Source organism: Pseudomonas sp. CFBP13508 (genome assembly GCF_005233515.1).
Taxonomy (GTDB): domain Bacteria; phylum Pseudomonadota; class Gammaproteobacteria; order Pseudomonadales; family Pseudomonadaceae; genus Aquipseudomonas; species Aquipseudomonas mercuritolerans.
This window is the reverse complement of record NZ_QFZZ01000007.1, coordinates 20,471-46,242: the sequence shown is the minus strand read 5'-3', so window position 1 is coordinate 46,242 and position 25,772 is coordinate 20,471. Positions and strand designations below refer to the sequence as shown.

27 protein-coding genes are annotated in these 25,772 nt (G+C 59.3%); 16 read left to right on the top strand and 11 right to left on the bottom strand.

Translation table 11 applies throughout. From position 1 onward, the window contains the following. Positions 1-806: 806 nt before the first annotated feature. Complete coding sequence (gene yaaA / locus PspCFBP13508_RS19545) at positions 807-1,586, bottom strand: peroxide stress protein YaaA (RefSeq protein WP_137215448.1); 780 nt, start codon at positions 1,584-1,586, stop codon at positions 807-809. A 266-nt stretch (positions 1,587-1,852) separates the two neighbouring features. Between yaaA and PspCFBP13508_RS19540 the strand changes: the two genes are divergently transcribed. The 6 genes from PspCFBP13508_RS19540 to PspCFBP13508_RS19515 all read left to right on the top strand — a co-directional run bounded on the left by PspCFBP13508_RS19540 (position 1,853) and on the right by PspCFBP13508_RS19515 (position 7,092). Further along, positions 1,853-2,977 carry a polysaccharide deacetylase family protein gene (locus tag PspCFBP13508_RS19540; RefSeq protein WP_137215447.1) on the top strand — a complete coding sequence of 375 codons (1,125 nt, stop codon included), beginning with the start codon at positions 1,853-1,855 and terminating at the stop codon, positions 2,975-2,977. A 337-nt stretch (positions 2,978-3,314) separates the two neighbouring features. Continuing rightward, complete coding sequence (locus PspCFBP13508_RS19535) at positions 3,315-4,709, top strand: PhoH family protein (protein WP_024011685.1); 1,395 nt, start codon at positions 3,315-3,317, stop codon at positions 4,707-4,709. A 175-nt stretch (positions 4,710-4,884) separates the two neighbouring features. After that, on the top strand, positions 4,885-5,358 hold the full coding sequence (moaC, locus tag PspCFBP13508_RS19530) for a cyclic pyranopterin monophosphate synthase MoaC (protein WP_137215446.1): 474 nt from the start codon (positions 4,885-4,887) through the stop codon (positions 5,356-5,358). Then, a complete protein-coding gene (moaD, locus tag PspCFBP13508_RS19525; RefSeq protein WP_130912794.1) occupies positions 5,355-5,597 on the top strand; it encodes a molybdopterin converting factor subunit 1 in 243 nt (80 codons plus the stop codon). The genes moaC and moaD overlap by 4 nt, the downstream gene beginning before the upstream one ends. Positions 5,598-5,600: 3 nt before the next feature. Further along, complete coding sequence (moaE, locus tag PspCFBP13508_RS19520; RefSeq protein WP_073473663.1) at positions 5,601-6,053, top strand: molybdopterin synthase catalytic subunit MoaE; 453 nt, start codon at positions 5,601-5,603, stop codon at positions 6,051-6,053. Between the two features lie 262 nt (positions 6,054-6,315). After that, positions 6,316-7,092, top strand: coding sequence for an ABC transporter substrate-binding protein (locus tag PspCFBP13508_RS19515; protein ID WP_137215445.1), 777 nt, complete (start codon positions 6,316-6,318; stop codon positions 7,090-7,092). A 101-nt stretch (positions 7,093-7,193) separates the two neighbouring features. Here the strand turns inward: PspCFBP13508_RS19515 and PspCFBP13508_RS19510 are convergent, their stop codons facing one another. The 5 genes from PspCFBP13508_RS19510 to PspCFBP13508_RS19490 all read right to left on the bottom strand — a co-directional run bounded on the left by PspCFBP13508_RS19510 (position 7,194) and on the right by PspCFBP13508_RS19490 (position 12,475). Then, entirely contained in the window at positions 7,194-7,820 is a 627-nt protein-coding gene (locus PspCFBP13508_RS19510; protein ID WP_130912792.1) for a PAS domain-containing protein, read from the bottom strand. Positions 7,821-7,904: 84 nt separating this feature from the next. Then, the gene (locus PspCFBP13508_RS19505) at positions 7,905-9,032 is read right to left on the bottom strand and encodes an FAD-binding oxidoreductase (protein WP_137215444.1); all 1,128 of its coding nucleotides are present in this window, start codon (positions 9,030-9,032) and stop codon (positions 7,905-7,907) included. Positions 9,033-9,181: 149 nt separating this feature from the next. After that, positions 9,182-10,126 (bottom strand): ornithine cyclodeaminase family protein, encoded by a 945-nt coding sequence (locus PspCFBP13508_RS19500; RefSeq protein WP_137215443.1) that lies wholly within the window; start codon positions 10,124-10,126, stop codon positions 9,182-9,184. A 117-nt stretch (positions 10,127-10,243) separates the two neighbouring features. Next, positions 10,244-11,722 (bottom strand): ATP-dependent RNA helicase RhlB, encoded by a 1,479-nt coding sequence (rhlB, locus tag PspCFBP13508_RS19495; RefSeq protein WP_137215442.1) that lies wholly within the window; start codon positions 11,720-11,722, stop codon positions 10,244-10,246. 96 nt (positions 11,723-11,818) lie between these two features. Beyond that, the gene (locus tag PspCFBP13508_RS19490; protein WP_137215441.1) at positions 11,819-12,475 is read right to left on the bottom strand and encodes an alpha/beta fold hydrolase; all 657 of its coding nucleotides are present in this window, start codon (positions 12,473-12,475) and stop codon (positions 11,819-11,821) included. Between the two features lie 468 nt (positions 12,476-12,943). On the opposite strand from PspCFBP13508_RS19490, the gene PspCFBP13508_RS19485 reads away from it, so the two are divergent. The 4 genes from PspCFBP13508_RS19485 (at position 12,944) to PspCFBP13508_RS19470 (ending at position 17,106) form a co-directional block, all read left to right on the top strand. Continuing rightward, positions 12,944-13,975 (top strand): amino acid ABC transporter substrate-binding protein, encoded by a 1,032-nt coding sequence (locus PspCFBP13508_RS19485; protein ID WP_016771583.1) that lies wholly within the window; start codon positions 12,944-12,946, stop codon positions 13,973-13,975. A gap of 66 nt (positions 13,976-14,041) precedes the next feature. After that, positions 14,042-15,223: an amino acid ABC transporter permease gene (locus PspCFBP13508_RS19480; RefSeq protein WP_137215440.1), complete on the top strand. Its 1,182-nt coding sequence runs from the start codon at positions 14,042-14,044 to the stop codon at positions 15,221-15,223. Between the two features lie 10 nt (positions 15,224-15,233). Beyond that, positions 15,234-16,328 carry an amino acid ABC transporter permease gene (locus PspCFBP13508_RS19475; protein WP_130912787.1) on the top strand — a complete coding sequence of 365 codons (1,095 nt, stop codon included), beginning with the start codon at positions 15,234-15,236 and terminating at the stop codon, positions 16,326-16,328. 13 nt (positions 16,329-16,341) lie between these two features. Then, positions 16,342-17,106, top strand: a complete 765-nt coding sequence (locus PspCFBP13508_RS19470; RefSeq protein ID WP_016771581.1) for an amino acid ABC transporter ATP-binding protein — start codon at positions 16,342-16,344, stop codon at positions 17,104-17,106. A 53-nt stretch (positions 17,107-17,159) separates the two neighbouring features. On the opposite strand, the gene PspCFBP13508_RS19465 is transcribed toward PspCFBP13508_RS19470, so the two are convergent. Both PspCFBP13508_RS19465 and PspCFBP13508_RS19460 read right to left on the bottom strand, forming a co-directional pair. Beyond that, complete coding sequence (locus PspCFBP13508_RS19465) at positions 17,160-17,642, bottom strand: type II toxin-antitoxin system MqsA family antitoxin (protein ID WP_137215439.1); 483 nt, start codon at positions 17,640-17,642, stop codon at positions 17,160-17,162. A 35-nt stretch (positions 17,643-17,677) separates the two neighbouring features. Continuing rightward, entirely contained in the window at positions 17,678-17,959 is a 282-nt protein-coding gene (locus PspCFBP13508_RS19460) for a type II toxin-antitoxin system MqsR family toxin (RefSeq protein ID WP_137215438.1), read from the bottom strand. 156 nt (positions 17,960-18,115) lie between these two features. On the opposite strand from PspCFBP13508_RS19460, the gene PspCFBP13508_RS19455 reads away from it, so the two are divergent. The 5 genes from PspCFBP13508_RS19455 to PspCFBP13508_RS19435 all read left to right on the top strand — a co-directional run bounded on the left by PspCFBP13508_RS19455 (position 18,116) and on the right by PspCFBP13508_RS19435 (position 22,092). Then, the gene (locus PspCFBP13508_RS19455; RefSeq protein ID WP_137215437.1) at positions 18,116-18,775 is read left to right on the top strand and encodes a FadR/GntR family transcriptional regulator; all 660 of its coding nucleotides are present in this window, start codon (positions 18,116-18,118) and stop codon (positions 18,773-18,775) included. Beyond that, positions 18,765-20,069, top strand: a complete 1,305-nt coding sequence (locus PspCFBP13508_RS19450) for a CynX/NimT family MFS transporter (protein WP_137215436.1) — start codon at positions 18,765-18,767, stop codon at positions 20,067-20,069. The genes PspCFBP13508_RS19455 and PspCFBP13508_RS19450 overlap by 11 nt, the downstream gene beginning before the upstream one ends. Positions 20,070-20,258: 189 nt before the next feature. After that, entirely contained in the window at positions 20,259-20,729 is a 471-nt protein-coding gene (locus PspCFBP13508_RS19445; protein ID WP_137215435.1) for a nuclear transport factor 2 family protein, read from the top strand. A gap of 40 nt (positions 20,730-20,769) precedes the next feature. Then, positions 20,770-21,072: a GIY-YIG nuclease family protein gene (locus PspCFBP13508_RS19440; RefSeq protein ID WP_130912780.1), complete on the top strand. Its 303-nt coding sequence runs from the start codon at positions 20,770-20,772 to the stop codon at positions 21,070-21,072. A gap of 84 nt (positions 21,073-21,156) precedes the next feature. Further along, the gene (locus PspCFBP13508_RS19435; RefSeq protein ID WP_110600239.1) at positions 21,157-22,092 is read left to right on the top strand and encodes a glutathione S-transferase family protein; all 936 of its coding nucleotides are present in this window, start codon (positions 21,157-21,159) and stop codon (positions 22,090-22,092) included. Positions 22,093-22,210: 118 nt separating this feature from the next. Here PspCFBP13508_RS19435 and PspCFBP13508_RS19430 read toward each other — a convergent pair whose 3' ends face one another. Both PspCFBP13508_RS19430 and yejK read right to left on the bottom strand, forming a co-directional pair. Beyond that, a complete protein-coding gene (locus PspCFBP13508_RS19430) occupies positions 22,211-22,561 on the bottom strand; it encodes a glutaredoxin family protein (RefSeq protein WP_016771573.1) in 351 nt (116 codons plus the stop codon). Continuing rightward, positions 22,561-23,565 carry a nucleoid-associated protein YejK gene (gene yejK / locus PspCFBP13508_RS19425; RefSeq protein WP_039759184.1) on the bottom strand — a complete coding sequence of 335 codons (1,005 nt, stop codon included), beginning with the start codon at positions 23,563-23,565 and terminating at the stop codon, positions 22,561-22,563. The genes PspCFBP13508_RS19430 and yejK overlap by 1 nt, the downstream gene beginning before the upstream one ends. 486 nt (positions 23,566-24,051) lie before the next feature. Between yejK and PspCFBP13508_RS19420 the strand changes: the two genes are divergently transcribed. Continuing rightward, the gene (locus tag PspCFBP13508_RS19420) at positions 24,052-24,333 is read left to right on the top strand and encodes an HU family DNA-binding protein (RefSeq protein ID WP_003221909.1); all 282 of its coding nucleotides are present in this window, start codon (positions 24,052-24,054) and stop codon (positions 24,331-24,333) included. 210 nt (positions 24,334-24,543) lie between these two features. Here the strand turns inward: PspCFBP13508_RS19420 and rlmF are convergent, their stop codons facing one another. Continuing rightward, positions 24,544-25,563, bottom strand: coding sequence for a 23S rRNA (adenine(1618)-N(6))-methyltransferase RlmF (gene rlmF, locus PspCFBP13508_RS19415; RefSeq protein WP_016771571.1), 1,020 nt, complete (start codon positions 25,561-25,563; stop codon positions 24,544-24,546). Between the last annotated feature and the right edge of the window lie 209 nt (positions 25,564-25,772).

The window sequence follows — 25,772 nt, the reverse complement described above, 5'->3', positions numbered from 1 at the left end:
AATTACCTCTGTATATATCAGGCCTTAGAAGGCCGGAGTTAATGGTGTTCAGCGGTCACTAGTGCACTCGGAAGTGCGGCTTACAGGCGCCACAATGCCGTGTGCAGGCATACAAAGTTCCGAGTGTCTAATAAGTGCACTCAAGATGTGCGCAACTAGGCCTTGTTGTTATGACTTGCCCTGTTATGCAGCCGATCTTCCGTGCGGGAAGACTCTAGTGCAGTCGTGTAGCCTGCTCGACGTCCGGTAGGGAGCCGGTAAATCAAGCAGTTAGGTGCTCAGGCGAGCACGTTTATAGGGGCGCGGCCTTGGCCTTTGTAGGGGATATTAATGGTGCGTATCTCCTGTCCATCGATTGTTTTGAGACTCGTTAGTCACTCAGGCAAGTTGCTGTGACAACTTGGTTACATGGCTACCAGCTCTGCGTAAGTTATCTCGTACAAACTCGGCGAGAATCGTTACCGGTGGTATGAGCAACGCATTTGGACATAGTTCCAGCCCGCTCATCGTGCCGGCCGAAATTTTTTGAAATATTGATGAAGATGGCACTGGGTGCAAATTGATAGCACTAACGATTTCGCCCTTTAGTTATCGGGGTGAAACCGGGGTCGATAGTTTTGTGCCACTAGGGATAAAAAATTTAGGTGCCACTACTGAAAAAAAACTTCAGTGTCGAGTGAAACTAAAATTAGAAAATGGAGTGTGGTTTTATTGGCGCCATGAATTTGGCGATATGTCGCGGGGGGATTTTGACTTCGGGCGGACTGCACGACTCTTGAGGAAAAGAGTCGTGCAAAGGGCATGCTTTATTCCGGGGCGTGGTCGCGCAAAAACACCAGATTGTCGGGTTTCGATTGCTCGGCGCAGTAGCAATAACCCTGTACATCGAACTGCTTGAGTTGAGCCGGGTCGTTGATGCGTTCCTCAATCACAAAACGGCTCATCAGCCCGCGCGCTTTTTTCGCGTAGAAACTGATGATCTTGTACTGGCCGTTCTTCTGATCCTTGAACTCGGTGTTGATGACCCGCGCCTTCAACGCACTGCGTTTGACCGCAGAAAAGTATTCGTTGGATGCAAGGTTGAGGAGTACGTCATCGCCCTGATCGGCCAGTGCTTCATTCAGCCACTCGCTGATGCGCGTGCCCCAGAACGCATACAGATCCTTGCCACGGGCGTTGGCCAGTTTGGTGCCCATCTCCAGACGATACGGCTGCATCAGGTCCAGCGGGCGCAGCAGGCCATAAAAGCCGGAGAGCATGCGCAGGTGTTTTTGCGCGTAATCGAATTGCGCTTCGCTGAAGGACTGCGCGTCGAGGCCGGTGTAGACGTCACCCTTGAAGGCGAGCAGCGCCTGTTTGGCGTTTTCCGGGGTGAAGGCGGGTGTCCAACTGCCGAAACGCGCGGCATTGAGGCCACCGATCTTGTCGGATACGTGCATTAATTCGCTGATCTGCGCCGGGCTCAGCTCGCGCAACTGCTGGATCAGTTCCTGGGAATGGTCGAGGTACTGCGGCTGGGTAAAGCGCTGGGTCGCCGGCGGTGTTTCGTAGTCGAGGGTCTTGGCGGGGGAAATCACCATCAGCATGAAGTCGTCTCCTTTAATCGTGGGGGCGATTCTAGGGGGTTGTCCTTGTTGACTCCAGCTATGAGCGTGATAGGTGATCGGTGGTGTCATGGAACAAGATCGCAGCCTCGCCGGGGCTCGACAGCTCCTACAGATTGCGCACGGCATCAAACCGCAATGAATTCAATGCGGACAGGTAGGAGCTGCCGAAGGCTGCGATCTTTTGATCTTTCTTTTGATCCACCCGCGATATAGTTCCGCGCGGGTTTTGTTATGGAGACATCCTTTTGCGCATTGTTCTTTTACTCACCGCGTGGCTGCTGAGCTTCGCGGCCATGGCGGCGCCCGGTGATGCGGCGACGCTGGATCGCACGACCTGGCCGGAGCAGCTCAGCAACCCGACCCTGTTCGACGTCGCGTCGCGGGCGGAAATCCTCATGTTCGCTCGCGGCCTGCTCGGCACCGAGTCCATCGACGAGGCGGCACTGGCCCAGCGCCTGGGCCTGCGCACGGTCAATATCGATGCGGTCAATCAGCTGCGCCAGCGCCTCTGGCAGCGCTTGCTCGCCAACTACAACCACGCCCAGCAAAGCTGCGATCAGGACGCCTCGTTCTGCTTCCTCGTCGAAGACCTGCCGACCCTGCGTGAGCAGGCGGCCAAGTTCGTGGTGAGCGACGACAGTTATTACACCAAGTGGGCCGAGCCGAGCCGGATCTTCCATTTGCAGTACCTCGACGAGCTGATGCGCAAGGCCGCGCTGTCGCCGCAAACCAGTAACGAATTCGATCGTTTCGGCGACTACGAGCGCAACGGCGATGACATGCACGATCGGCTGTTTCTGCTGACGTTCGACAGCGCCGCCAACGTGCAACCGGACAACACCGACTGGCTGACCGAATACCTGCGCAAATCCAATCTGAGCGGGACATTCTTTGTCTTGGGCAAGGATATTCAGGCGCGACTCACCGGCCGTTCGGTCAGCAGTCTGCAGGCGAGTTTCTCCCGGCAGTGCGTGGGCGTGCAGGGCTGGGAGTTCCGCTCCCACAGCCATTGGCAGGACTGGCAGGATTCGGTACGGCGCAGCGCCGATCTGGTGAAAAACAAACTGCCGGAAAACTACGTGCCGCTATTCCGTCCGCCGGATGGCCAGCGCCGCAGTGACGCGCAAGGTTTTTTCAATAGCCAGGGCCTGCAAGTGGCGCTGTGGGACATCGATGCCCAGGACGGTGCCGGCAAGCTCAAGGGGCCGGCGAGCGCGCAGCGAGTGTTGACCCTGATGCTGCTGTGGCGACACGGGGTGATCAATTTCAACATGAAACAGGATGCGGTGAAGACGTCCTTACCGTGGCTGATCACCCAGACTGCGCAGAGCGGCATTGGCTGGGAAGACTGTCAGGACGCGTTTCGTTGAGAAACGACAAAAAGCCCGGAAACATTGGGCTTGGGATGATTTTCAGGAGGAATTCGATGCAGGCGGACTTCCGACTTTAGCGGGGTACGGGGAGTCCGCCAAGGGCTTTTCGTCACTCTGCAAAATAAACTTAAAAAAACCGTCAAAGTGCTTTTTTATGTCATCGGTTTTGGAGTATTACGAAGACAGACCGCCGAAACCTGCAACACAGGTGGCGTCTTCCCAGACTCCTATTGTGTGCATTTCATCCAGCCCGCGTGGATGAATTCGGCAGTCACCTCGAGGCGCAGCACTGTCAAGGTATTGCGTCGAATGGCTCCCACATAGGTGACCGAGTATGGATGATCACGGACGCAGCCCTTCCTCCAACCAGCCAATCCTGTATGTACTCGATACCAACGTATTGATTCACGATCCAAATGCCCTGCTGAATTTCGAAGAACACCACGTCGCCATCCCGATGACCGTGCTGGAAGAGCTGGACAAGCTCAAGAGCGGCCATCACAGCGTGGCCGCCGAATGCCGTCAGGCGATCCGCCTGATCGACAAGACCCTGGGCGATGCGTCCCCCGAAGACGTCGAACTGGGTGTGCCGATCCAGCGCGGCAAGGGCGGGCCGAAGGGCTTGCTGTCAATTCTGATGAGCAAGCAGGCCGAGTCGAACCTGATTCTGCCCGAGCATCTGAACGACAACAAAATCATCAACCAACTGATTGATCTGCACACCCGCGATCCGCAGAAACCGGTGGTGCTGGTCACCAAAGACATCAACATGCGCCTGAAGGCGCGCGCTTGTGGCATCGATGCCGAGGACTACAGCACCGACCAACTGGTCGATGACGTGTCCCTGCTGCCCAACGGCTACCACAACATGACCGGCTCCTTCTGGGACCGCGTGAGCAAGGTCGAAACCCGTCAGGACCACGGCCGCACCTGGCATCAGGTGCAACTGATCGACAACCTGCCGGCCGTGCACATCAACGAGTTCATCATCGACGAGCAGGGCTTTGTCGGCTGGATCAAGGAAATCCAGGAAGACCGCCTGCTGATCCTCGACCTGCATCAGGAACCGCTGTTGCATCAGGAGGCGTGGGGGCTGAAGCCGCGCGACATCTATCAGAGTCTGGCGCTGTATGCGTTGCTTGACCCGGACATTCATCTGGTCAACCTGTCCGGCGCCGCCGGTTCCGGTAAAACCATTCTGGCGCTGGCCGCTGCGATCGAGCAGACCATGGTCAGCAAGCGTTATCGCCGCATCATCGCCACCCGCAGCGTGCAGGGCCTGGACCAGGAAATCGGCTTCCTGCCCGGCACCGAAGCGGAGAAAATGGAGCCTTGGCTGGGCGCCATCACCGACAACCTCGAAGCCTTGCACATGGATGACGAAAACACCCATGGCAGCGTCGACTACATCCTCAGCAAAGTGCCGTTGCAGTTCAAATCGCTCAACTACATTCGCGGTCGCAGCTTCCAGCAGAGCCTGATCCTGATCGACGAATGCCAGAACCTCACGCCGCACCAGATGAAAACCATCATCACCCGTGCTGGCGCCGGTTCCAAAGTGGTGTGCCTGGGCAACCTGGCGCAGATCGATACCCCTTACCTGTCCGCGACCAGCTCCGGACTGACCTACCTGACCGAACGCTTCAAGGACTTCCCCAACGGTGTGCACATCACCCTGCAAGGGGTGCCTCGCTCGATCCTGGCCGAATACGCCGAATCGCATCTCTAAGAGGAGCAGCTACAAGCTTCAAGCCGCAAGCTACAAGTGGTCCGAGTGAAATTCACTTGCCGCTTGAAGCTTGCGGCTTTCGGCTGTTTAAATGCGAGCTTTCCTGACGCCTGCCTACCGCGCTTTAACTTGCCGCTTGTAGCTTGCCGCTCGCAGCTGCCTCAAGGAGGCCCTCGTGCTGACTCATCTCGATTCCCAAGGTCGCGCCAACATGGTCGACGTCACTGAAAAAGCCGTGACGTTCCGTGAGGCGACGGCTCAAGCGCTGGTGCGCATGCTCCCCGCAACGCTGCAGATGATCGTTAGCGGCGGCCATCCCAAGGGCGATGTGTTCGCCGTGGCGCGCATCGCCGGGATTCAGGCGGCGAAGAAGACCAGCGATCTGATTCCCCTGTGCCACCCGCTGATGCTGACTGGCGTCAAAGTCGAACTCAGCGCCGAGGGTGAGGACAGCGTGCGCATTGTCGCTCGCTGCAAGTTGTCCGGGCAGACCGGTGTCGAGATGGAAGCGCTGACCGCCGCCAGCGTCGCCGCCCTGACCATTTACGACATGTGCAAAGCCGTCGACCGGGGCATTACCATTGAGAGCGTGCGGCTGCTGGAGAAAGTCGGCGGCAAGAGCGGCCACTTCCAGGCGGAGCAGCCATGAAACTGACCGTGAAGTTTTTTGCCCGTTACCGTGAAGCGCTGGGCGTGGATTCAGTGACGGTCGAGGGCGATTTCGCCACGGTTGAAGACGTGCGCGCACTGTTGGCGCAACGTGACGGCGCCGAGGTGTTGAGCGAGCAGAACCTGATGTGCGCGCGCAACGAGGATCTTTGCCAGCTCGACGAACCAGTGACCGATGGCGACGAAGTTGCGTTTTTCCCCACCGTGACCGGAGGCTGAGCCATGGCGATTCGCGTGCAGGCCACGCCGTTCGATCCGGGCGCTGAAGTCAATGCGATGCATGCGGCCAATGTCGGCGTTGGCGCGGTGGTGAGCTTTGTCGGTTACGTGCGCGACTTCAACGACGGTCTCGATGTGGCCGGGATGTTCCTTGAGCACTATCCGGGCATGACCGAAAAAGCCCTCGGCAAAATCGCTGTCGAAGCCGAGCAGCGCTGGCCGCTGTTGAAACTGGAAGTGCTGCACCGCATCGGCGCGCTGGAACCGGGCGAGCCGATCGTCTTCGTCGGCGCCGCCAGCGCCCATCGCCAGGCCGCGTTCGATGCCTGCGCCTTCGTCATGGACTACCTGAAAACGCGCGCGCCGTTCTGGAAGAAAGAAAACACCAGCGATGGACCACGTTGGGTCGAAGGGCGTGACAGTGATCATGCCGCCGCTGATCGCTGGAATAAGTAATTCTTTTAGCGCCCTCCGGTCAGTCTCCGCGAGCAGGCTCACTCCCACAATTGGAATGCGTTCCCCTGTGGGAGCGAGCCTGCTCGCGAAGGCGTCATCTGCGACACCGAAAATCCTTCCCTTTCTACCCGATTGACGATTTGTACCTGAGAGTCCAGTATGGATTTCCAAGTACAAAAAAGCTTCTGTCTTGCAGCTATCAGCTTGCCGCTTGTAGCTGCTCTTCTTCGCCAAACCAACAACAACCCGCGAGAGAACGAACATGAAGAAACTCCCCCTCATCACCGGTCTGGCCTTCAGCCTGTTGGCCTCCGCCAGCGCCTTCACCGCCGAGCAAACCCTGCGCATCGGCATCGAAGCCGCGTACCCGCCATTCGCCTCGAAAACCGACAAGGGCGAAATTGTCGGCTTTGACTACGACATCGGCAATGCCCTGTGTGCGCAGATGAAGGTCAAGTGCGTGTGGGTTGAAGGTGAGTTCGACGGGCTGATTCCCTCGCTGAAAGTGAAGAAGATCGACATGGCGCTGTCGTCGATGACCATCAACGAAGATCGCAAGAAATCCGTGGATTTCAGCCACAAGTACTACTTCACTTCTTCGCGTCTGGTCATGAAGGAAGGCGCTACGGTGGATGATCAGTACGCCGGCCTCAAAGGCAAGAACGTCGGCGTGCAGCGCGCGACCACCACTGATCGTTACGCCACCGAGGTGTTCGAACCCAAGGGCATCAACGTCAAGCGCTACAGCAACAACGAAGAAATCTACATGGACCTGGCGGCGGGGCGCCTTGATGCGATTTTCGCCGATACCATTCCGCTTAACGACTTTCTGTCGATGCCGCGCGGCCAGGGTTATGCGTTTGTCGGGCCGGAGCTGAAGGATCCGAAGTACGTCGGCGAGGGCGCGGGGATTGCGGTGCGCAAAGGCAATACCGAGCTGGTCAGCCAGTTGAACAGCGCCATCGACGGGATTCGAGCGAATGGCGAGTATCAGAAAATTTCCGAGAAGTATTTCAAGTCCGATATCTACGGCGATTGATCAAGCGCTTTCGCGAGCAGGCTCGCTCCCACAGGGGTAACGCATTCCAAATGTGGGAGCGAGCCTGCTCGCGAAGCGGCCAGCGCTGGCGATGCAAATCTTCAGCCCTTCAATTCCTTCAAATGCTTGTACACCGTCGCCCGCCCCATGTTCAGCACATTCGCCACATAGTTCGAAGCGCTCTTGCCCTTGAACGCTCCCTCGGCGTGCAAGGCCAGCACCAGTTCGCGTTTGTGATCGCGGGTCAGCACATTCAGGCTCAACTGTCGTTCACGCAGCCAGGCGTGGAGGAAGGTATTGATGCGTTCCTGCCAGTCATCACGAAACAGCGAGTCGGGCTGCGGAATCAGCTTGCTCGGCGAGAGAAACAGGTCCAGCGCCGCCTTGGCGTTTTCGAACAGGGAAATATTCAGATTGATGCACAGCACCGCCAGCGGCCGGCTTTCGCTGTCGCGCAGCACAGTGCTCAGGCTACGAATTTTCTGACCGTCCCAATTGAGCTTTTCGTACGGGCCGATGTTCCTGTCGCTGACATCCTCGCTGAGCATGTCTTCCAGCGACGAGTCGTCGCCGATCTCGCGCTTGGACAGGTTGTTGGCGATGTAGTCGACCTTCTGCGTGCGCAGGTCGTGCAGCACCACCTCGGCATGGGGAAAGAACAGCGTGGCGATGGCGTCGGCGATGGCGCGGAAGTTATCCAGCGCCGGGTCGAATTCGGGGGCAGTCATGACAGTGGAGCTCCAGGCAGCGTCAGCGCCCCTTGTGCCGGGGCGCTGCGAGTGTGCCGCAATCTTTTCGACGAGTCGATGCGGTCAAGCCAGTCGGGCCGGGGAGAGCATGGCGCTGTCGAGACCGAATTGATGCAGGTGCTCGGGGAATGGCTCGCCGCGCACCAGCGCCGCACTGGCCTGACCCATCGCCGGCGACGTCTGAATGCCATAACCACCCTGCGCGGCGACCCAGAACAGCCCCGGCACCTGCGGATCGAAGCCGCTGAGCAGATCACCGTCAGCAACGAAACTGCGCAAGCCGGCCCACGTGCGGGTCGGGCGGCGGATGGTCAGCGTTGTAGCCTCTTCGATCTGATAGATGCCCATGGCGATGTCGAGTTCTTCCGGCTGCACATCGTGTGGTTCGACCGGATCGGCGTTGGCCGGCGAGCCGAGAAACATGCCGGCGTCGGGCTTCATGTAGAAGGATTCGTCGAGGCTGACCAGCATTGGCCAATGATGAGTGTCCACGCCTTCAGGGCCGGCAAAGATAAATGCGGCGCGGCGTTTCGGTTGCAGACCCAGCGGCTGGGCACCGGCGAGGGTACCGATCTTGTCCGCCCAGGCGCCTGCGGCGTTGATCAGCACTGGTGCGCTGAACGTCTCGCCATTGGTCTGCACGATCCACAGGCCATCGGCATCGCGGCTCAAGCCGAGCACCTCGCAATCGGTGCGCACTTCGCCGTGATTGCGCCGAATGCCGCGCAGGTAGCCTTGATGCAGCGCGTCGGTGTCGATGTCGCAGGCCGATGGGTCGTAGATCGCGCCGTGGACTTTTTCCCGGCGCAGGATCGGCAGGCGCGCGCAGGCTTCGTCGGCGCTGAGCAGTTGCATTTCCGGCACCGTGGCTTTGGCGCTGAGGTACTGGTTGTTCAGTTCGGCGGGATCACCGATGAAGTCGACGGTCATTTCGCCGCGCGGGGTCAGCAGCGGGTGCTCGCAGAAGCCGCTCGGAGGACTGTCGAAGAATGCGCGGCTCGCCTGAGTGAGTGCGCGTACCTGTGCGGTGCCGTAGGCGGCGGTGTACAGCGCGGCGGAGCGACCGGTGGAGTGATAGCCGGGATGGGTTTCACGCTCGAGCACGATCACTTTGCCGTGCGGCGCCAGCCAGAACCCGGTAGAAGCGCCGGCAATCCCGCCGCCGATGATGATGAAATCTGCGTGGCTCATGTGGGTCTCCAGTGGGTACGCAATATCAATGCGTACGCTAGTCCCTTGTGGGAGCGAGCCTGCTCGCGAAGCGGTGTATCAGTCGACATCTTCGGTGAATGTCAGTCCGCATTCGCGAGCAGGCTCGCTCCCACAGGGAATTTTTGGCGTTAGTGGGTTAAGTGATAAACCGCATTGGCGAGGGCAATGTCTTCCAGGCCCAAGCCGATTGAACGGAAGAACACGTGACGGTCGTAACCCGGGCGCTGCACTTTTTCGCTGAGCAAGTCGGCGAGATCGCCAACAATCGAATCCTTGTCCCAGCCATGCTGTTCGGCGGCAATCAACATCTCACCCGCGGATTCGGGCGTGGTCAGACGATAGTCGCAGAACACCTGCATGTCGTTGAGGCTTTGCGGCGGTACTTCATGGGCGCGGGGGGCGTTGGTGCTGATCGAGGTGATCAGCGCCGGTTTGTGCAGTTGCGCCGGATCGATCACCGGCCCGGCAGACGAGGTGCAGAGCATGATCACATCCGCATCGGTAACGGCGGTCTCGCGGCTGTCGGCAATCTTCAGTGACGGCGCGATGGCCTTCAATACGGCCTGTGTTTCGGCGTCTTCCGTGAGCGACGGCGAATACAGACTGATGCTTTGCCAGTCGCGCAACGCTTTGACGTAATGCAGATGCGCCTGAGCGACCTTGCCGCTGCCGATGATCGCCAGTCGTCGGGCATCCAACGGCGCGAGGGCGTCGACCGCAACTGCCGTGGTCGCGGCGGTGCGCTCCGTGGTCAGCTCGCCCGCATCGCAAAGCAGCAGCGGCTGGCCGGTTTTCATCGACATCAACAAGGTCCACGCCGTCACCAGCGCACCCTGCTCACGAACTATGTACGGCGAAGTCTTCACTCCGTACACGCCGTCCTCGGCCAGCACGCCCAGATAATTGATGAAGTCGCCGGCGCCCTTGGGGAATTCCACCAATTGCTGCGCAGGTTGCACGGCATTGCCTGCTGCGAGGTCGCGGAACAGCTTGCGCAGGATCTGCGGCACATCAATACGCGCCAGCAGCTCACGGGCCTTGGCTTGGTCGATCACATAGGGCGAACTGGACATTCTGCGCTCCAAAACTAAACTTATTTTTCCATTATGGACTTTTAGTTTCTTTGGGCAACCGTCGGGCATAAAAAAAGCGCAGTCCGTCTCCGGCTGCGCTTTTTCATATCGTGACGCTTACTGCGGGCGTTTGCGCTCAACCGCGCGCAGCAGATGCGTTGGCGGCGTTTCACAGCTGATCTTGCGACCGAGCTTTTCTTCGATGGACGGCAACTGATAGGAGTCGTCTTCACCGGCGAAGCTGATCGACACGCCGTCAGCGCCCGCACGACCGGTACGGCCGATGCGGTGCACGTAGTCGTCCGGGACTTCCGGCAGGGTGAAGTTGATCACGTGGCTGATGCCGTCGATGTGAATGCCGCGGCCGGCGACATCGGTGGCCACCAGCACGCGAATCTTGCCTTCGCGGAAGCCTTCCAGAGTCTTGATGCGCTTGTGCTGCGGCACGTCGCCGGACAGCTGCGCGGCGTTGATGCCATCACGCACCAGGCGCTCTTCGATACGGCGTACTTCGTCCTTGCGGTTGGCAAACACGATGACCCGCTCCCAACCGTTGTCGTTGACGAGGTTATAGAGCAGTTTGTATTTGTCGGCAGCGGCCACGGCGTAGATGTGCTGCTCGACGTTCTCGTTGGCGACGTTGGTGATTTCGATTTCGACGATGGCCGGATCGGTGGTCCATTGCTTGGCCAGATTCATCACGTCTTCGGTGAAGGTTGCGGAGAACAGCAAAGTCTGGCGTTCGGACTTCGGCGGGGTCTGGCGAATGATCTGCCGTACCTGCGGGATGAAACCCATGTCGAGCATGCGGTCGGCTTCGTCCAGCACCATCACTTCGACCATATCCAGATGCACGTCGCCGCGCTGGTTGAAGTCGAGCAGGCGGCCCGGCGTGGCGACGAGGATGTCGCAATGCCGTGCTTCGAGGTGCTTGAGCTGTTTGTCGAAGTCCATGCCGCCGACGAACGTCATCACGTTGAGACCGGTGTACTTGGTCAGGTCAGCGGCGTCCTTGGCAATCTGCACCACCAGCTCGCGGGTTGGCGCGATGATCAGTGCGCGCGGCTCGCCCATGTAGCGCTCTTTCGGCGGCGGCGTCTGCAGCAGTTGGGTGATGATCGAGATCAGGAACGCGGCGGTCTTGCCGGTGCCGGTCTGCGCGCGACCGATGGCGTCTTTGCCGGCGAGGGTGAAACCCAGCACCTGCGCCTGGATCGGCGTGCAGTACGGAAAGCCCAGGTCCTGGATGGCGTGCATCAGTTCCGGGGCAAGCTTGAAATCATGGAAGCGGGTTTTGCCTTCCTGTGGCTCGACGACGAAGTCTTCGAGTTTCCATGGAATGACCGGTGCCTTGGGCTTCGGTTCGCGGCGTGGTCTGGCCGGTTTCGGCGCTTCGTCTTGGGTGGGTTCAGCGGCGATGGGAGCGGCCGGTTCCGGTTTTGGCGGCTGTTTCGGTGTCGCTACGGGAGCGGGGCGGTCGGCCTGCGGGGCATCGGTGCGATGACCGGGGGCGTGCGACGGCGCACTGGGAACTGGCGCGAGCTGCTCAGCCTCGCTTTTACCGAACATCTTCTTGAGTGCTTTGAGCACGGTCATCTCATCAGTTGGTTAAGGAATGTACGCCGGCCAGTGTAATGCAAGAATCGGGCGCGGCGTAGTAGGAGGGATCAATGGGCGGACATTGCTCGCAAATCAGCGCAGGCGTTCGCTCAGCCAGACGCCGACGTCGCGAATCTCTTCAGGTAACACTTCGTGCTCCATTGGGTATTCCTGCCATGTCACGGTGACACCATGCTTCACCAAATGCTCATAGGCAGTACGCCCCATCGAGTTCTGCACCACGCCATCGAACTGCCCGTGCAGACACAGCACCGGAATACGCTGCTGACTGGCGGATAACTCCAGTTCGTCGCTGAATGTCGGTGCGTACGTCGACAACGCCAGCACCCCGCCCAGCGGTCCCTGCCATTTAAGGAACGCGGTATGCAATACCACCGCGCCGCCCTGGGAAAATCCTGCGAGGAAAATCCGCGAGGCGTCTATTCCGCTGGCGCGCTCGTTTTCGATCAGCTCGATGATGCGCTCTGCCGACGCCTCCAGCTCATCGTGATCGATCGCCCGGGCCGGGCTCATGGCCTTGATGTCATACCAGCTGGGCATGGCATATCCGCCATTTATCGTCACTGGACGGGTCGGTGCCTGCGGCAGCACAAAACGCGTGCTCAGCAAACTTTCCTGCAACGCTTCGGCCACCGGCAGGAAGTCGTAGCGGTCGGCGCCGAGGCCGTGCAGCCAGATCACGCAGGCATCCGCGGGCTTAACAGGCTGAAGAATCAAGGGCTCGGTCATGTCTGCTCCAAAAATGTGCGGGCGCTCTCATTGAGTGCGTGATGGAAGTGCGCGCCCGGTTGATCCGTTAACAAGATGTCGCAAGGTTACAAGTTTAGCTATTGACGTGCCGCGCAATGACTTCGGCAAGCGGTGTGGTACGGCGTTTGCTATGGAGGTTTCCGTACGAAGCGTCCTACGCGTGGCGGTAACACTATCAGTCTACGTCGCGCGATGGGACAGCAACGAATCCGGTGATGGATGTTCGCCAATGGCCGCTACGGGCTTAGCGAATGTGAAAGGGCTACAGCCCGTTCGGCCGATTGGTGAGAAGTGAGTGATCCATGATGTGGATTTTCTCCTACTAGACTCATAGCGAAGGTCTTACGTCGGTTGACCCCAAAAAAAGCCAACACGGGTCAACAACGCCTCAAAAGGGTGCGACAGGGCTCAAGCTCCGACACAACAAGAGCAAAACTGGAGGTTTGAATGAAGATGTTGAAATCCACTCTGGCGGTCGTGACTGCTGCAGCAGTACTCGGCGTCAGCGGGTTCGCTCAGGCGGGTGCAACCCTGGATGCGGTACAGAAAAAAGGTTTCGTGCAGTGTGGCGTGAGCGACGGTCTGCCGGGCTTCTCGGTACCGGATGCGACCGGCAAGATCCTCGGCATCGACGCCGACGTCTGCCGCGCTGTGGCCGCAGCCGTTTTCGGCGACGCCAACAAGGTCAAGTTCAGCCAGTTGAACGCCAAGGAGCGTTTCACCGCGCTGCAATCGGGCGAGATCGACATCCTGTCGCGCAACACCACCATGACCAGTTCCCGTGACGCGGGCATGGGCCTGAAATTCCCGGGCTTCATCACCTACTACGACGGCATCGGCTTCCTGGTGAACAACAAGCTGGGCGTGAAAAGTGCCAAAGAGCTCGACGGCGCGACCATCTGCATCCAGGCCGGTACCACCACCGAGCTGAACGTTTCCGACTACTTCCGTGGCAACGGTCTGAAATACACCCCGATCACCTTCGACACCTCCGATGAAAGCGCCAAGTCGCTGGAATCCGGTCGTTGCGACGTGCTGACCTCCGACAAGTCCCAGCTGTTCGCCCAGCGCAGCAAGCTGGCTTCGCCGAAGGACTACGTAGTTCTGCCGGAAACCATTTCCAAGGAACCACTGGGCCCGGTCGTGCGTAACGGCGACGACGAGTGGCTGGCGATCGTGCGTTGGGTCGGCTACGCGCTGCTCAATGCCGAAGAGGCCGGCATCACTTCGAAGAACGTCGAAGCTGAAGCCAAGTCCACCAAGAACCCGGACGTGGCCCGTATGCTCGGTGCAGACGGCGAGTACGGCAAAGACCTGAAACTGCCGAAAGACTGGGTTGTGCAGATCGTCAAGCAGGTCGGCAACTACGGCGAAATCTTCGAGAAAAACCTCGGCAAGAGCACTCCGCTGGAAATCGACCGTGGCCTGAACGCCCTGTGGAACAACGGCGGCATTCAGTACGCACCACCAGTGCGCTAATGGTTCTATCGCCCGGCGGGCCAACCGCCGGGTGATGTTCTTGTTCCATTTCTCTCGGGGCACTTCATGCAAAATTCTATCGGCGCACCAAAGCAGAGGCTCAGCCTCAGCGATCCACGAGTGCGTGCGTGGCTATTCCAGATCATCACTGTTGTGGCGGTGGTCTCGCTTGGCTGGTACCTGTTCGACAATACGCAAACCAACCTTCAGCACCGGGGCATCACCTCCGGTTTCAGCTTTCTGGAGCGCAGTGCCGGGTTCGGCATCGCTCAACACCTGATCGACTACACCGAAGCGGACAGCTACGCGCGAGTGTTCGTCATCGGCCTGCTCAATACTCTTCTGGTGACCTTTATCGGCGTGATCCTGGCGACGATTCTCGGTTTCATCGTTGGTGTAGCGCGGCTGTCACAGAACTGGATCATCGCCAAACTGGCGACAGTGTATGTGGAAGTGTTCCGCAACATTCCGCCGCTGCTGCAGATCCTGTTCTGGTACTTCGCGGTGTTCCTGACCATGCCGGGGCCGCGCAACAGCCACAACTTCGGCGACACCTTCTTCGTCAGCAGCCGTGGCCTGAACATGCCGGCCGCACTCGCCGCTGATGGCTTCTGGGCCTTCGTGGTCAGCATCGTCCTGGCCATTGTCGGCATCGTGCTGATGTGCCGCTGGGCCAACAAGCGCTTCGAAGAAACCGGCGTACCGTTCCACAAGTTCTGGACTGGCCTGGCGATTGCGCTGGTGATCCCGACCCTGTGCGCGTTGATCTTCGGCGCTCCGCTGCACTGGGAAATGCCTGAGCTCAAGGGCTTCAACTTTGTCGGCGGCTGGGTGTTGATCCCGGAACTGCTGGCGTTGACCCTCGCACTCACCGTGTACACCGCAGCGTTCATCGCCGAAATCGTGCGTTCCGGGATCAAGTCGGTCAGCCACGGCCAGACCGAAGCGGCGCGTTCCCTCGGCCTGCGCAACGGCCCGACCCTGCGCAAGGTGATCATCCCGCAAGCCCTGCGCGTGATCATTCCGCCGCTGACCAGCCAATACCTGAACCTTGCGAAGAACTCCTCGCTGGCCGCCGGTATCGGTTACCCGGAAATGGTTTCGCTGTTCGCCGGCACCGTGCTCAACCAGACCGGGCAGGCCATCGAAGTGATTGCCATCACCATGAGCGTGTACCTGGCGATCAGTATCAGCATTTCCCTGCTGATGAACTGGTACAACAAGCGCATTGCGCTGATCGAGCGGTAAGGAAAAGCGCATGAGTACTCATACTTTCAAACCCGACATGCCTCCACCGAACAGCAGTATCGGCGTGGTGGCGTGGATGCGCGCAAACATGTTCTCCAGCTGGCTCAACACCCTGCTGACGCTGTTTGCGTTCTACCTGATCTACCTGGTCGTGCCACCGATCCTCAGCTGGGCGATCGTCGACGCCAACTGGGTCGGCACCACCCGCGCCGACTGCACCAAGGAAGGCGCCTGCTGGGTGTTCATTCAGCAGCGTTTCGGCCAGTTCATGTACGGTTACTACCCGACCGAACTGCGCTGGCGCGTCGACCTGACCGTGTGGCTGGCGGTCATTGGCGCAGCACCGCTGTTCATCTCGCGCATGCCGCGTAAAGCGGTCTATGGCCTGAGTTTCCTGGTGCTGTACCCGATCATCGCTTTCACTCTGCTGCATGGCGGTTTCGGAATGACCACCGTGCCGACCAGCCAGTGGGGCGGCCTGATGCTGACCCTGGTGATTGCCACCGTCGGCATCGCCGGAGCATTGCCGCTGGGCATTGTGCTGGCGCTGGGTCGACGCTCTAACATGCCGGCGATTCGGGTGGTCTGCGTGACCTTCATCGAATTCTGGCGCGGCGTGCCGTTGATCACGGTGTTGTTCATGTCCTCGGTGATGCTGCCGCTGTTCCTGCCCGAAGGCATGAACTTCGACAAGCTGCTGCGGGCGCTGATCGGCGTGATCCTGTTCCAGTCGGCCTACGTCGCCGAAGTGGTGCGCGGTGGTCTGCAGGCGATTCCCAAAGGGCAGTACGAAGCGGCGGCAGCGATGGGCCTCGGTTACTGGCGTTCGATGGGTCTGGTGATTCTGCCGCAAGCCCTGAAGCTGGTGATCCCGGGCATCGTCAACACGTTCATTGCGCTGTTCAAGGACACCAGCCTGGTGATCATCATCGGTCTGTTTGACCTGCTCAACAGCGTCAAGCAAGCCGCCGCCGACCCGAAATGGCTGGGCATGGCCACCGAAGGCTACGTGTTCGCCGCCCTGGTGTTCTGGATTTTCTGTTTTGGTATGTCGCGCTATTCCATGCATCTGGAACGCAAGCTCGACACTGGCCACAAGCGTTAGGAGTTCTCTGTAAATGAGCGAAGCAATCAAAAAGCCTGTGGGTCCGGAAGGCATCATCCAGATGCAGGGCGTGAACAAGTGGTACGGCCAGTTTCACGTACTCAAGGACATCAACCTCAACGTCAAACAGGGCGAGCGCATCGTCCTGTGCGGCCCGTCGGGTTCCGGTAAGTCGACCACGATTCGTTGCCTGAATCGTCTGGAAGAACACCAGCAGGGGCGCATCGTTGTCGATGGCGTGGAACTGACCAACGACCTCAAGCAGATCGAAGCGATCCGTCGCGAAGTCGGCATGGTGTTCCAGCACTTCAACCTGTTCCCGCACCTGACCATCCTGCAGAACTGCACCCTGGCGCCGATGTGGGTGCGCAAAATGCCCAAGCGCAAGGCCGAAGAAATTGCCATGCATTACCTGGAACGCGTACGCATTCCGGAGCAGGCGCACAAGTACCCGGGGCAACTGTCCGGTGGTCAGCAACAGCGAGTGGCGATCGCCCGCGCCCTGTGCATGAAGCCGAAAATCATGCTGTTCGACGAACCGACTTCGGCACTCGATCCGGAGATGGTGAAGGAAGTGCTCGACACCATGATCGGTCTGGCCGAAGACGGCATGACCATGCTCTGCGTGACCCACGAAATGGGCTTTGCCCGCACCGTGGCCAACCGCGTGATCTTCATGGACAAGGGCGAAATCGTTGAGCAGGCCGCGCCGAATGACTTCTTCGACAATCCGCAGAATGATCGGACCAAGTTGTTCTTGAGTCAGATTTTGCATTGATGGTGGATGAGTAAAAAACAACCCGGCCATGTGCCGGGTTGTTTTTTTCGGGGTCAGGAAACCGAAAGGGATTCATGTTCTTTGTGGACGATGTGCTCGAAACCTCTCAAATCTGCACCTTCGCCGAAAGTCTTCACATCGGTAAGCAAGTACGGGTAGCGCTCTAATAAGCGCATTAACAGTATCAGCGCCTTGGGCGGCAATACCTCGCCCCGCTCATAGCGAGAAAATGCGTTATGCCCCCCTCCAGACAATAGTTGCACCGTATCTTTTTGCGTAAGGTGCAATTTGCGACGAATCTTTTTCATCTCGTTGCCAATCATTTTTCTGCTGGCGATAACGAGCTCATCGCATGCGTCCGAGTAGCGCTGCCCGCACACTTCATCGAGTTCGATTTCTCCGCACTTCTGGCACTCCCAGCCCGAAAGATCGTCAACGCGGCGCTCCATGCCTTTGACGCTCAACGTTTCGCCTCGACCTTCGAAATGCACCATGCCTTCAGAGGCGCCGCAACTGAGACACTGTTGCGTATTCATGAATTGTTCTCCTTGAAGGAGATCACCGGCGGGCGTCAGTCGTAGTGATAGGACACCTTTATGTAAATCTCCAGACCATGTGAATTGATGTGATAGACGTCCTGCCAGATACGGTGGTTGTCATAGGTCGTCATCGACTTGTAGAGCATGTTGCGCTGCAGCATGAAGACGACTTCCTGCATGTCTGCAAGTGTCAGCTCCATATCGGAACCGGTTCTCCTCGCTGAGTGTGTGAATGCCCTCCAGCCTAATCTCCTGACATCCGCCTTGATCACCGCCAAGTCGTAATGGGTGTGTTCTTTTCCATAAGAAGCCAAAACCCTGTCCCTGAAATTACCCTTAAAGGGTAATTTTGACCAATCGAAAATGCCGCTCCATGTGTCTCCGATTGACCCTAGGTGGTTGCCGTCCTACATGGGTCTGACTAACATGTCGGAAAATTCATCCTATGATTGGATGAAAGGGTGAGGCACATGTCAAACATTTCCCCTTTGATCAAGCGATCCCTGGTCGATCAGGCTTTGGATCAACTGCGTCAACGCATCAACAGCGGTGCGTGGCAGGTCGGCGAGCGTCTGCCGACCGAGCCTGAGCTGTGCGCCGAGCTGGGCATCAGCCGCAATACCGTGCGTGAGGCGATGCGTGTTCTGGCGTTCTCGGGGTTGATCGAGATTCGTCAGGGCGACGGCAGTTATCTTCGTGCGCTGGTCGACCCGCTCGACACACTTAAAGCGCTATCGCGTTGTTCGCTGGAGCAGGCCCGGGAGACCCGGCACATCCTTGAAGTCGAGGCCATCGGCCTGGCCGCGTTGCGCCGAACCGATGAGGATCTGGCGGCGCTGCGTGAAGCGCTCGGCACCAGCGGCAGCCATTACCACGGCGATCTCGACACCTATATCGCCTGCGATCTGGTGTTCCATCGCCGACTGGTCGACGCCGCGCACAACCCGACCCTCAGCGAGTTGTATCGCTACTTCTCCAGCATCGTCGGCGCGCAATTGCGCCAGACCCTGAATATCTCCCCGCGCCGTCAGGAAGTGTTCGATCTGCACATCGACTTGCTCGATGCGGTCGAGCAACGCGACCCGGAACGGGCCAAAGCCTTGTCGAGGCAGTTGATCAATGAACCTTGAAACCGAGAAATCCATGCCCCGCAGTGAGTTATCCACAGCGTCGAAACGCACCCCCGAACTTGAAGAGCTGCTGATCGATGCCGAGGCTGATGACGAGCAGGTGCAGCAAAGCCATCCGTTGGTGAAACGTCCATGGTTGCTGCTGCTCGGGCTGATTCTGGTGGCGCTGAACCTGCGCCCGGCGTTGTCGAGCATGGCGCCATTGCTTAGCGAGGTCTCCAGGAGCCTCGGGCTGTCTGCGGCGCAGGCGGGATTGCTGACCACGTTGCCGGTGCTGTGCCTGGGCTTGTTCGCACCGCTGGCGCCGATTCTGGCGCGGCGGTTTGGTGCTGAGCGCGTGGTGCTGGGGATTCTGCTGACACTGGCCGGCGGCATCATCCTGCGCAGCAATTTCGGCGAGATCGGGCTGTTCGCCGGCAGCGTCCTTGGCGGCGCCAGCATCGGCATCGTCGGCGTGCTGCTGCCGGGCATCGTCAAGCGCGACTTCGCCAAACACGCCGGGACCATGACCGGCGTCTACACCATGGCGCTGTGCCTGGGCGCGGCGATGGCGGCGGGTTCGACTGTGCCGCTGAGTGAACACTTCGGCAACAGCTGGGCGATGGGCCTCGGCTTTTGGGTGATTCCGGCATTGGTGGCGGCGGTTTTCTGGCTGCCACAAGTCGGCTCCAAACATGGCGCACACAACGTCGCCTATCGCGTGCGCGGGTTGCTGCGTGATCCGCTGGCCTGGCAGGTGACCTTGTACATGGGCCTGCAATCGTCGCTGGCCTACATCGTGTTTGGCTGGTTGCCGTCGATCCTCATCGGGCGCGGGCTGACACCGACTCAGGCCGGATTGGTGCTGTCCGGTTCGGTGATCATTCAGCTGGCCAGTTCGCTGGCCGCGCCGTGGCTGGCGACCCGGGGCAAGGATCAGCGCCTGGCGATCGTCGTGGTCATGGCGCTGACCCTGGCCGGCCTGTTCGGCTGCCTGTACGCACCGATCGAAGGTCTGTGGGGCTGGGCGATTCTGCTCGGCCTGGGGCAGGGCGGTACGTTCAGTCTGGCCCTGACCCTGATCGTCCTGCGCTCGCGCGATTCCCATGTCGCGGCGAATCTGTCGAGCATGTCGCAGGGTTTTGGCTACACCCTGGCGTCCATGGGGCCGTTTGCCGTAGGCGTGGTCCATGACTGGACCGGCGGCTGGAATGCGTTGGGCTGGATTTTCGGCATTATCGGCGCCGGTGCGATCATTGCCGGGCTGGGCGCAGGGCGTGCGTTGTATGTGCAGGTGCAAAGCGAAAAGCTCTGAATGCACTGGTTGCAAATGTGGGAGCGAGCCTGCTCGCGAAAGCGGTGTTCGGTCAACAAAGGTGTTGAATGTTGAATTGCCTTCGCGAGCAGGCTCGCTCCCACAAGGGTTTTGCGTATTGCCGATAGTGTTTCTGCGCGCGGCAGATTATGGTGCTGGCAATCTGTATATCTTTCTTTGGAGATTGCCTTGAGCGAAGCCCACAGCGCCCTGATCACTCGCTTCTACCAGGCCTTCCAGCGCCTCGATGCCGAAGCCATGGCCGCCTGCTATACCGATGACGTGGTCTTCAGCGATCCGGCCTTCGGTGAGTTGCGCGGTCGCGATGCCGGCGACATGTGGCGCATGCTGACTACCCGCGCCAAGGATTTTTCCCTGACCTTCGACAACGTCCGCGCCGACGAGCGCACCGGCGGCGCGCATTGGGTGGCGACTTACCTGTTCAGCCAGACCGGCAATGTCGTGGTCAACGATATCCAGGCGCGCTTCGTGTTCCGTGACGGCAAGATCTGCGAGCATCACGATCACTTCGATATGTGGCGCTGGTCGCGGCAGGCGCTGGGTTTCAAAGGTCTGCTGCTGGGCTGGACACCGCTGGTGCGCAACGCCGTACGTGCCCAGGCGCGCAAGGGACTGAAGGCATTTCAGGCCGGGCGCTGATAAGATCGCCGCCTGTTTTCCTACACGTTCAGATCCCGAAGTGACCAGTCTTAGCGAACAATCCGTCGACGCTGCCGAACCAGCGAGCAAATCCTGGTTCGTCTACCTCGTGCGTGCCGCCAATGGCTCGTTGTATTGCGGAATCAGCGACGACCCCGTACGCCGTTTCGCCAAGCACCAGAGCGGCAAGGGCGCGCGGTTCTTTCTTTCCAGCCCGGCGATGGCGCTGGTCTACACCGAACTGTGCCGCGACAAAAGCGATGCTCTGCGCCAGGAACGGCTGATCAAGAAGCTGCGCAAAAGCGCCAAGGAATGCCTCGTCGCGTCTTATCAATCTGACTGATTGGTTCCCATCAGGCAGATCTGTAGGCTGCTAATCCAATGCACGCTAAGCTGCGGGCTCACTATCTGAGCGGCGGAGCCGAGCATGTCTGAGTTGATTCTGCACCATTACCCGACCTCTCCATTCGCCGAGAAGGCCCGCCTGCTGCTGGGTTTCAAAGGCCTGTCCTGGCGTTCGGTGCATATTTCCCCGGTGATGCCAAAGCCGGATCTGACCGCGTTGACCGGTGGCTACCGCAAGACTCCAGTGTTGCAGATCGGTGCTGACATCTATTGCGACACCGCACTGATCGCTCGACGCCTGGAACAGGAAAAAGCCCTGCCGGCGTTCTTCCCCGAGGGCCAGGAAATGACCAGCGCCAGTTTTGCCGCGTGGGCCGATTCGGTGGTGTTCCAGCACGCCGTGAGCCTAGTGTTCCAGCCGGAATCGGTGGCGGTGCGTTTCGGCAAATTGCCGCCGGAAGCGATCAAGGCCTTCCTGGCCGACCGCGCCGGTTTGTTCAGCGGTGGCAGCGCCACGCGTCTGTCCGCCGAGCAGGCCAAGCATCAGTGGCCGACGATCATGGCGCGGCTGGAGCAACAGTTGCAGCGCGAACAGGGTGACTTCCTCTTTGGCGAACCGTCGATTGCCGACTTCGCGTTGGCGCATCCGCTGTGGTTCCTCAAGGCGACCCACGTCACGGCGCCGCTGGTGGATGAATATCCGGCGGTCGCGGCGTGGCTGGGTCGGGTGCTGGGGTTCGGCCATGGCGCAGCGAGCGAGATGTCTTCCGCCGAGGCATTGGAGGTCGCGCATAACGCGACGCCAGCGGCATTGCCGGATGAGCGGTTCGTCGATCCGAACGGCTTCAAGGCCGGCCAGCAAGTGGCAATTGCCGCTATCGATTACGGCGTTGATCCGGTGGTGGGCGAGCTGCTGTTTGCTGGCAGTGAAGAGCTGATCATTCGCCGTGAAGACGAACGTGGCGGCGTGGTGCATGTGCACTTTCCGCGTTTTGGGTTCCGTATCGAAGCGCGCTGATTTATCCAGTCAGCTGCAAAACCTGTGGGAGCGAGCCTGCTCGCGAAGACGATGGATCATTCAACATTATCGTTGGCTGATGCAGCGCTTTCGCGAGCAGGCTCGCTCCCACAGTGGACTATTTCAGGGCAGCGAGGATTTCGTCTGGATCAAATCCGCGAATCAACGTGCCGTTCACATCGATCAGCGGAATCCCGCGCCCACCCAGTGCCTCATACGCCTGGCGCGCATCGGCATCCTTCTCGATGTCGAACTCCTTGAACGGTATGCCCTTGCTGTCGAGAAAGCGTTTGGTCTGTTTGCAGTAACCGCACCAGTCGGTGGCATAGAGCACGACGTTGGCTTGCGCCCGGGTCTGCGGCGAGACCATTTGCGCGGGATTGAACACCCGCTCGATCTTGCCCCAGTTCTGATAGACCACGACCACCAGCAATACCAGGGCGACTTTTTTCAGCACATTGCCGAGCATCAGTTACGCCGCTTCAACTGATCGGTCAGCGAAGTCGGCAGGCCTTTGATGATCAGGGTGCCGTTCTCTTCGTCGTACTCGATCTTCGAACCCAGCAGGTGCGCTTCGAAGCTGATCGACAGGCCTTCGGCGCGGCCGGTAAAGCGGCGGAATTGGTTGAGGGTACGTTTGTCCGCCGGGATCTCCGGCGACAGGCCATAGTCCTTGTTGCGGATGTGGTCGTAGAAGGCCTTCGGGCGTTCTTCGTCGATCAGCTCTGACAGTTCCTCAAGACCCATCGGTTCGCCGAGCTTGGCCTGGCTGCTGGCGTAGTCGACCAGCGTTTTGGTTTTCTCGCGGGCCGAGTCTTCCGGCAGGTCTTCGCTCTCGACAAAGTCGCTGAAGGCCTTGAGCAGTGTGCGCGTCTCGCCGGGGCCGTCGACGCCTTCCTGGCAGCCGATGAAGTCGCGGAAGTATTCCGAGACCTTCTTGCCATTCTTGCCCTTGATGAACGAGATGTACTGCTTGGACTGCTTGTTGTTCTGCCACTCGGAAACGTTGATCCGCGCTGCCAGATGCAATTGGCCGAGGTCGAGATGGCGCGAAGGCGTCACGTCGAGCTCGTCGGTTACCGCCACGCCTTCGCTGTGGTGCAGCAGGGCGATTGCCAGGTAGTCGGTCATGCCTTGCTGATAGTGGGCAAACAGCACATGGCCACCCACCGACAGGTTGGATTCCTCCATCAGCTTCTGCAGATGCTCGACCGCCACTTTACTGAACGCGGTGAAGTCACGGCCGCCTTCCATGTACTCCTTCAGCCAGCCGCTGAAGGGGAACGCGCCGGATTCCGGATGGAACAGGCCCCAGGCTTTGCCCTGTTTGGCGTTGTAGCTTTCGTTGAGGTCGGCGAGCATGTTTTCGATGGCTGCGGACTCGGCCAGTTCGGAGTCACGGGCATGCAGAACTGCGGGCGTGCCGTCGGGTTTTTTGTCGATCAGGTGGACGATGCAATGACGGATCGGCATGGGCTTCTCGGCTGTTGGAAGGGAGGAGGGCAGGCTCCCCCGAAAAAGCGCTCAGTGTACCCGAATCTCTATCTGAGGCTCTGTGCAGGAGCTACCGAAGCTTGCGATCTTTTGATCTTGTTTTTGAAAAAAACAAAGTCAAAAGATCGCAGCCTTCGGCAGCTCCTACAGGGGGTTGAAGGCTGAAACCGGGGCAAGGGGCCGGCCTTATGCGGTTTTTTACCGATTTAGCGCAATAAAGCTGACCAAATGGGTAGCTAGAGGCGGATATTTCCTTGTCGCTGTGCTAGTTTTGCCCGGTCTTACGCGAAGTCACTGCGTTAAGCGTGCATTCAGCATTTGTCAGGTCGAACCAAACCCTGATTTCGGCATCTATAACCCGACTCGTCGTGGTTATCGCCGAGGGTGCCAGATCCAGAAGATCGGGCTCGATGGCTGACACTGCACTCTGCAATCCATATGAATTTGATAGGGAAGGAACACTACATGGCTCTTACTAAAGACCAACTGATCGCCGACATCGCTGAAGCTATCGACGCGCCGAAAACCACCGCGCGTAACGCTCTGGACCAACTGGGCCAAATCGTTGCCGATCAGCTGGAAAACGGCGGCGAAATCACCTTGCCAGGTATCGGCAAGCTGAAAGTGACCGAGCGTCCTGCCCGCACCGGCCGTAACCCTTCGACTGGCGCTGCCATCGAAATCCCTGCAAAGAAAGTGATCAAGCTGGTTGTGGCCAAAGGCCTGACCGACGCTGTGAACAAGTAAGACGCAGCGATAAAAAAAACCGTGCTTCGGAGTGATCCGGGGCACGGTTTTTTTGTGTCTGTGATTTCTTGATGTCACTAGGGTCTTTGTGGGTGCACGTCCCGTAGGAGCTGCCGAAGGCTGCGATCTTTTGATCTTGTTTTAACCATCAAGATCAAGATCAAAAGATCGCAGCGTGCCGCAGCTCCTACAGGGGCATCTGCGAAGCTATCAGCGCACCCAGCGCTCGCGCCGCCAGATCTGCTGCTCGGACTTGGTCTGGAAGGTCCAGGCGACAAAGCGGCTCTGCTTCTGCCCCTGCGACATCTCCACCACCTGGCTTTCCAGCACGCCGGCCTTCTTCAGTGCCGTCTCGATGGCCGGCAGGTTCGATGCCTTCGATACCAGCGTGCTGAACCACAACACCTTGTGCTGGAAGTTCGCGCTCTCGGCAATCAACTGCGTCACGAAGCGTGCTTCACCGCCTTCACACCACAGCTCTGCCGATTGTCCGCCGAAGTTCAGCACCGGCAGCTTGCGTTTCGGGTCGGCCTTGCCCAAGGCGCGCCACTTGCGCTCGCTGCCCTTGGTCGCCTCTTCCATGGAAGCGTGGAATGGCGGGTTGCACATGGTCAGGTCGAAACGCTCGCCCGGCTCCAGCAAGCCGATGAGGATGTGCTTGCGGTTTTCCTGCTGGCGCAGCTGGATCACCTTGCTCAGATCATTCGATTGCACGATGGCTCGCGCCGCCGCCACGGCTGTCGGGTCGATCTCCGAGCCGAGGAAGTGCCAACGGTATTCGCTATTGCCGATCAGCGGATACACGCAGTTGGCGCCCATACCAATGTCCAGCACATTGACGATCGCGCCGCGCGGCACCTTGCCGTCGTTCATGCTCGCCAGCAGGTCGGCGAGAAAGTGCACATAGTCGGCACGCCCCGGAACCGGAGGGCACAGATAGTCCGCCGGGATATCCCAATGTTGAATACCGTAGAACGCCTTGAGCAGCGCCCGGTTGAACACCCGCACCGCGTCGGGGCTGGCGAAGTCGATGCTTTCCTTGCCGTACGGGTTGGTGATCACGTACTTGGCCAGTTCCGGCGTGGTCTTGATCAGTGCCGGAAAGTCGTAACGACCCTGATGGCGATTGCGCGGATGCAGGCTGGCCTTCTCACGCGGCTCGACGGCTTTGCTCGGGGACGCGGCGTCAGGCTTCTTGCGCGCAGGTTTGGGTGTGCGGGGGGCGGTCATGGGCGTGGTCGATTCGGGTATGGCTGAAAGTGGCGGGCATTGTCCCACATCTGAAGGCAACACCGTTCAAACTGTGGGAGCGAGCCTGCTCGCGAAGGCGGTTGCACATCCGGCAGATTTGTCGGCTGACTCAGCGCTTTCGCGAGCAGGCTCGCTCCCACAGGGGACTCGAGGTTTTGCAGGAATAAAAAAGGGAGGCCACTTGGGCC

Coding starts and splice junctions, on each gene's coding strand:
- yaaA (WP_137215448.1), bottom strand. CDS start 1,586: ATGCTGATGGTGATTTCCCCCGCCAAGACCCTCGACTACGAAACACCG.
- PspCFBP13508_RS19465 (WP_137215439.1), bottom strand. CDS start 17,642: ATGAATACGCAACAGTGTCTCAGTTGCGGCGCCTCTGAAGGCATGGTG.
- PspCFBP13508_RS19470 (WP_016771581.1), top strand. CDS start 16,342: ATGAGCGAAGCAATCAAAAAGCCTGTGGGTCCGGAAGGCATCATCCAG.
- PspCFBP13508_RS19535 (WP_024011685.1), top strand. CDS start 3,315: ATGGATGATCACGGACGCAGCCCTTCCTCCAACCAGCCAATCCTGTAT.
- PspCFBP13508_RS19485 (WP_016771583.1), top strand. CDS start 12,944: ATGAAGATGTTGAAATCCACTCTGGCGGTCGTGACTGCTGCAGCAGTA.
- PspCFBP13508_RS19505 (WP_137215444.1), bottom strand. CDS start 9,032: ATGAGCCACGCAGATTTCATCATCATCGGCGGCGGGATTGCCGGCGCT.
- rhlB (WP_137215442.1), bottom strand. CDS start 11,722: ATGACCGTGCTCAAAGCACTCAAGAAGATGTTCGGTAAAAGCGAGGCT.
- yejK (WP_039759184.1), bottom strand. CDS start 23,565: ATGCCGATCCGTCATTGCATCGTCCACCTGATCGACAAAAAACCCGAC.
- PspCFBP13508_RS19435 (WP_110600239.1), top strand. CDS start 21,157: ATGTCTGAGTTGATTCTGCACCATTACCCGACCTCTCCATTCGCCGAG.
- PspCFBP13508_RS19455 (WP_137215437.1), top strand. CDS start 18,116: ATGTCAAACATTTCCCCTTTGATCAAGCGATCCCTGGTCGATCAGGCT.
- PspCFBP13508_RS19510 (WP_130912792.1), bottom strand. CDS start 7,820: ATGACTGCCCCCGAATTCGACCCGGCGCTGGATAACTTCCGCGCCATC.
- PspCFBP13508_RS19420 (WP_003221909.1), top strand. CDS start 24,052: ATGGCTCTTACTAAAGACCAACTGATCGCCGACATCGCTGAAGCTATC.
- rlmF (WP_016771571.1), bottom strand. CDS start 25,563: ATGACCGCCCCCCGCACACCCAAACCTGCGCGCAAGAAGCCTGACGCC.
- PspCFBP13508_RS19515 (WP_137215445.1), top strand. CDS start 6,316: ATGAAGAAACTCCCCCTCATCACCGGTCTGGCCTTCAGCCTGTTGGCC.
- moaE (WP_073473663.1), top strand. CDS start 5,601: ATGGCGATTCGCGTGCAGGCCACGCCGTTCGATCCGGGCGCTGAAGTC.
- PspCFBP13508_RS19430 (WP_016771573.1), bottom strand. CDS start 22,561: ATGCTCGGCAATGTGCTGAAAAAAGTCGCCCTGGTATTGCTGGTGGTC.
- PspCFBP13508_RS19475 (WP_130912787.1), top strand. CDS start 15,234: ATGAGTACTCATACTTTCAAACCCGACATGCCTCCACCGAACAGCAGT.
- PspCFBP13508_RS19500 (WP_137215443.1), bottom strand. CDS start 10,126: ATGTCCAGTTCGCCCTATGTGATCGACCAAGCCAAGGCCCGTGAGCTG.
- PspCFBP13508_RS19450 (WP_137215436.1), top strand. CDS start 18,765: ATGAACCTTGAAACCGAGAAATCCATGCCCCGCAGTGAGTTATCCACA.
- PspCFBP13508_RS19480 (WP_137215440.1), top strand. CDS start 14,042: ATGCAAAATTCTATCGGCGCACCAAAGCAGAGGCTCAGCCTCAGCGAT.
- PspCFBP13508_RS19490 (WP_137215441.1), bottom strand. CDS start 12,475: ATGACCGAGCCCTTGATTCTTCAGCCTGTTAAGCCCGCGGATGCCTGC.
- moaD (WP_130912794.1), top strand. CDS start 5,355: ATGAAACTGACCGTGAAGTTTTTTGCCCGTTACCGTGAAGCGCTGGGC.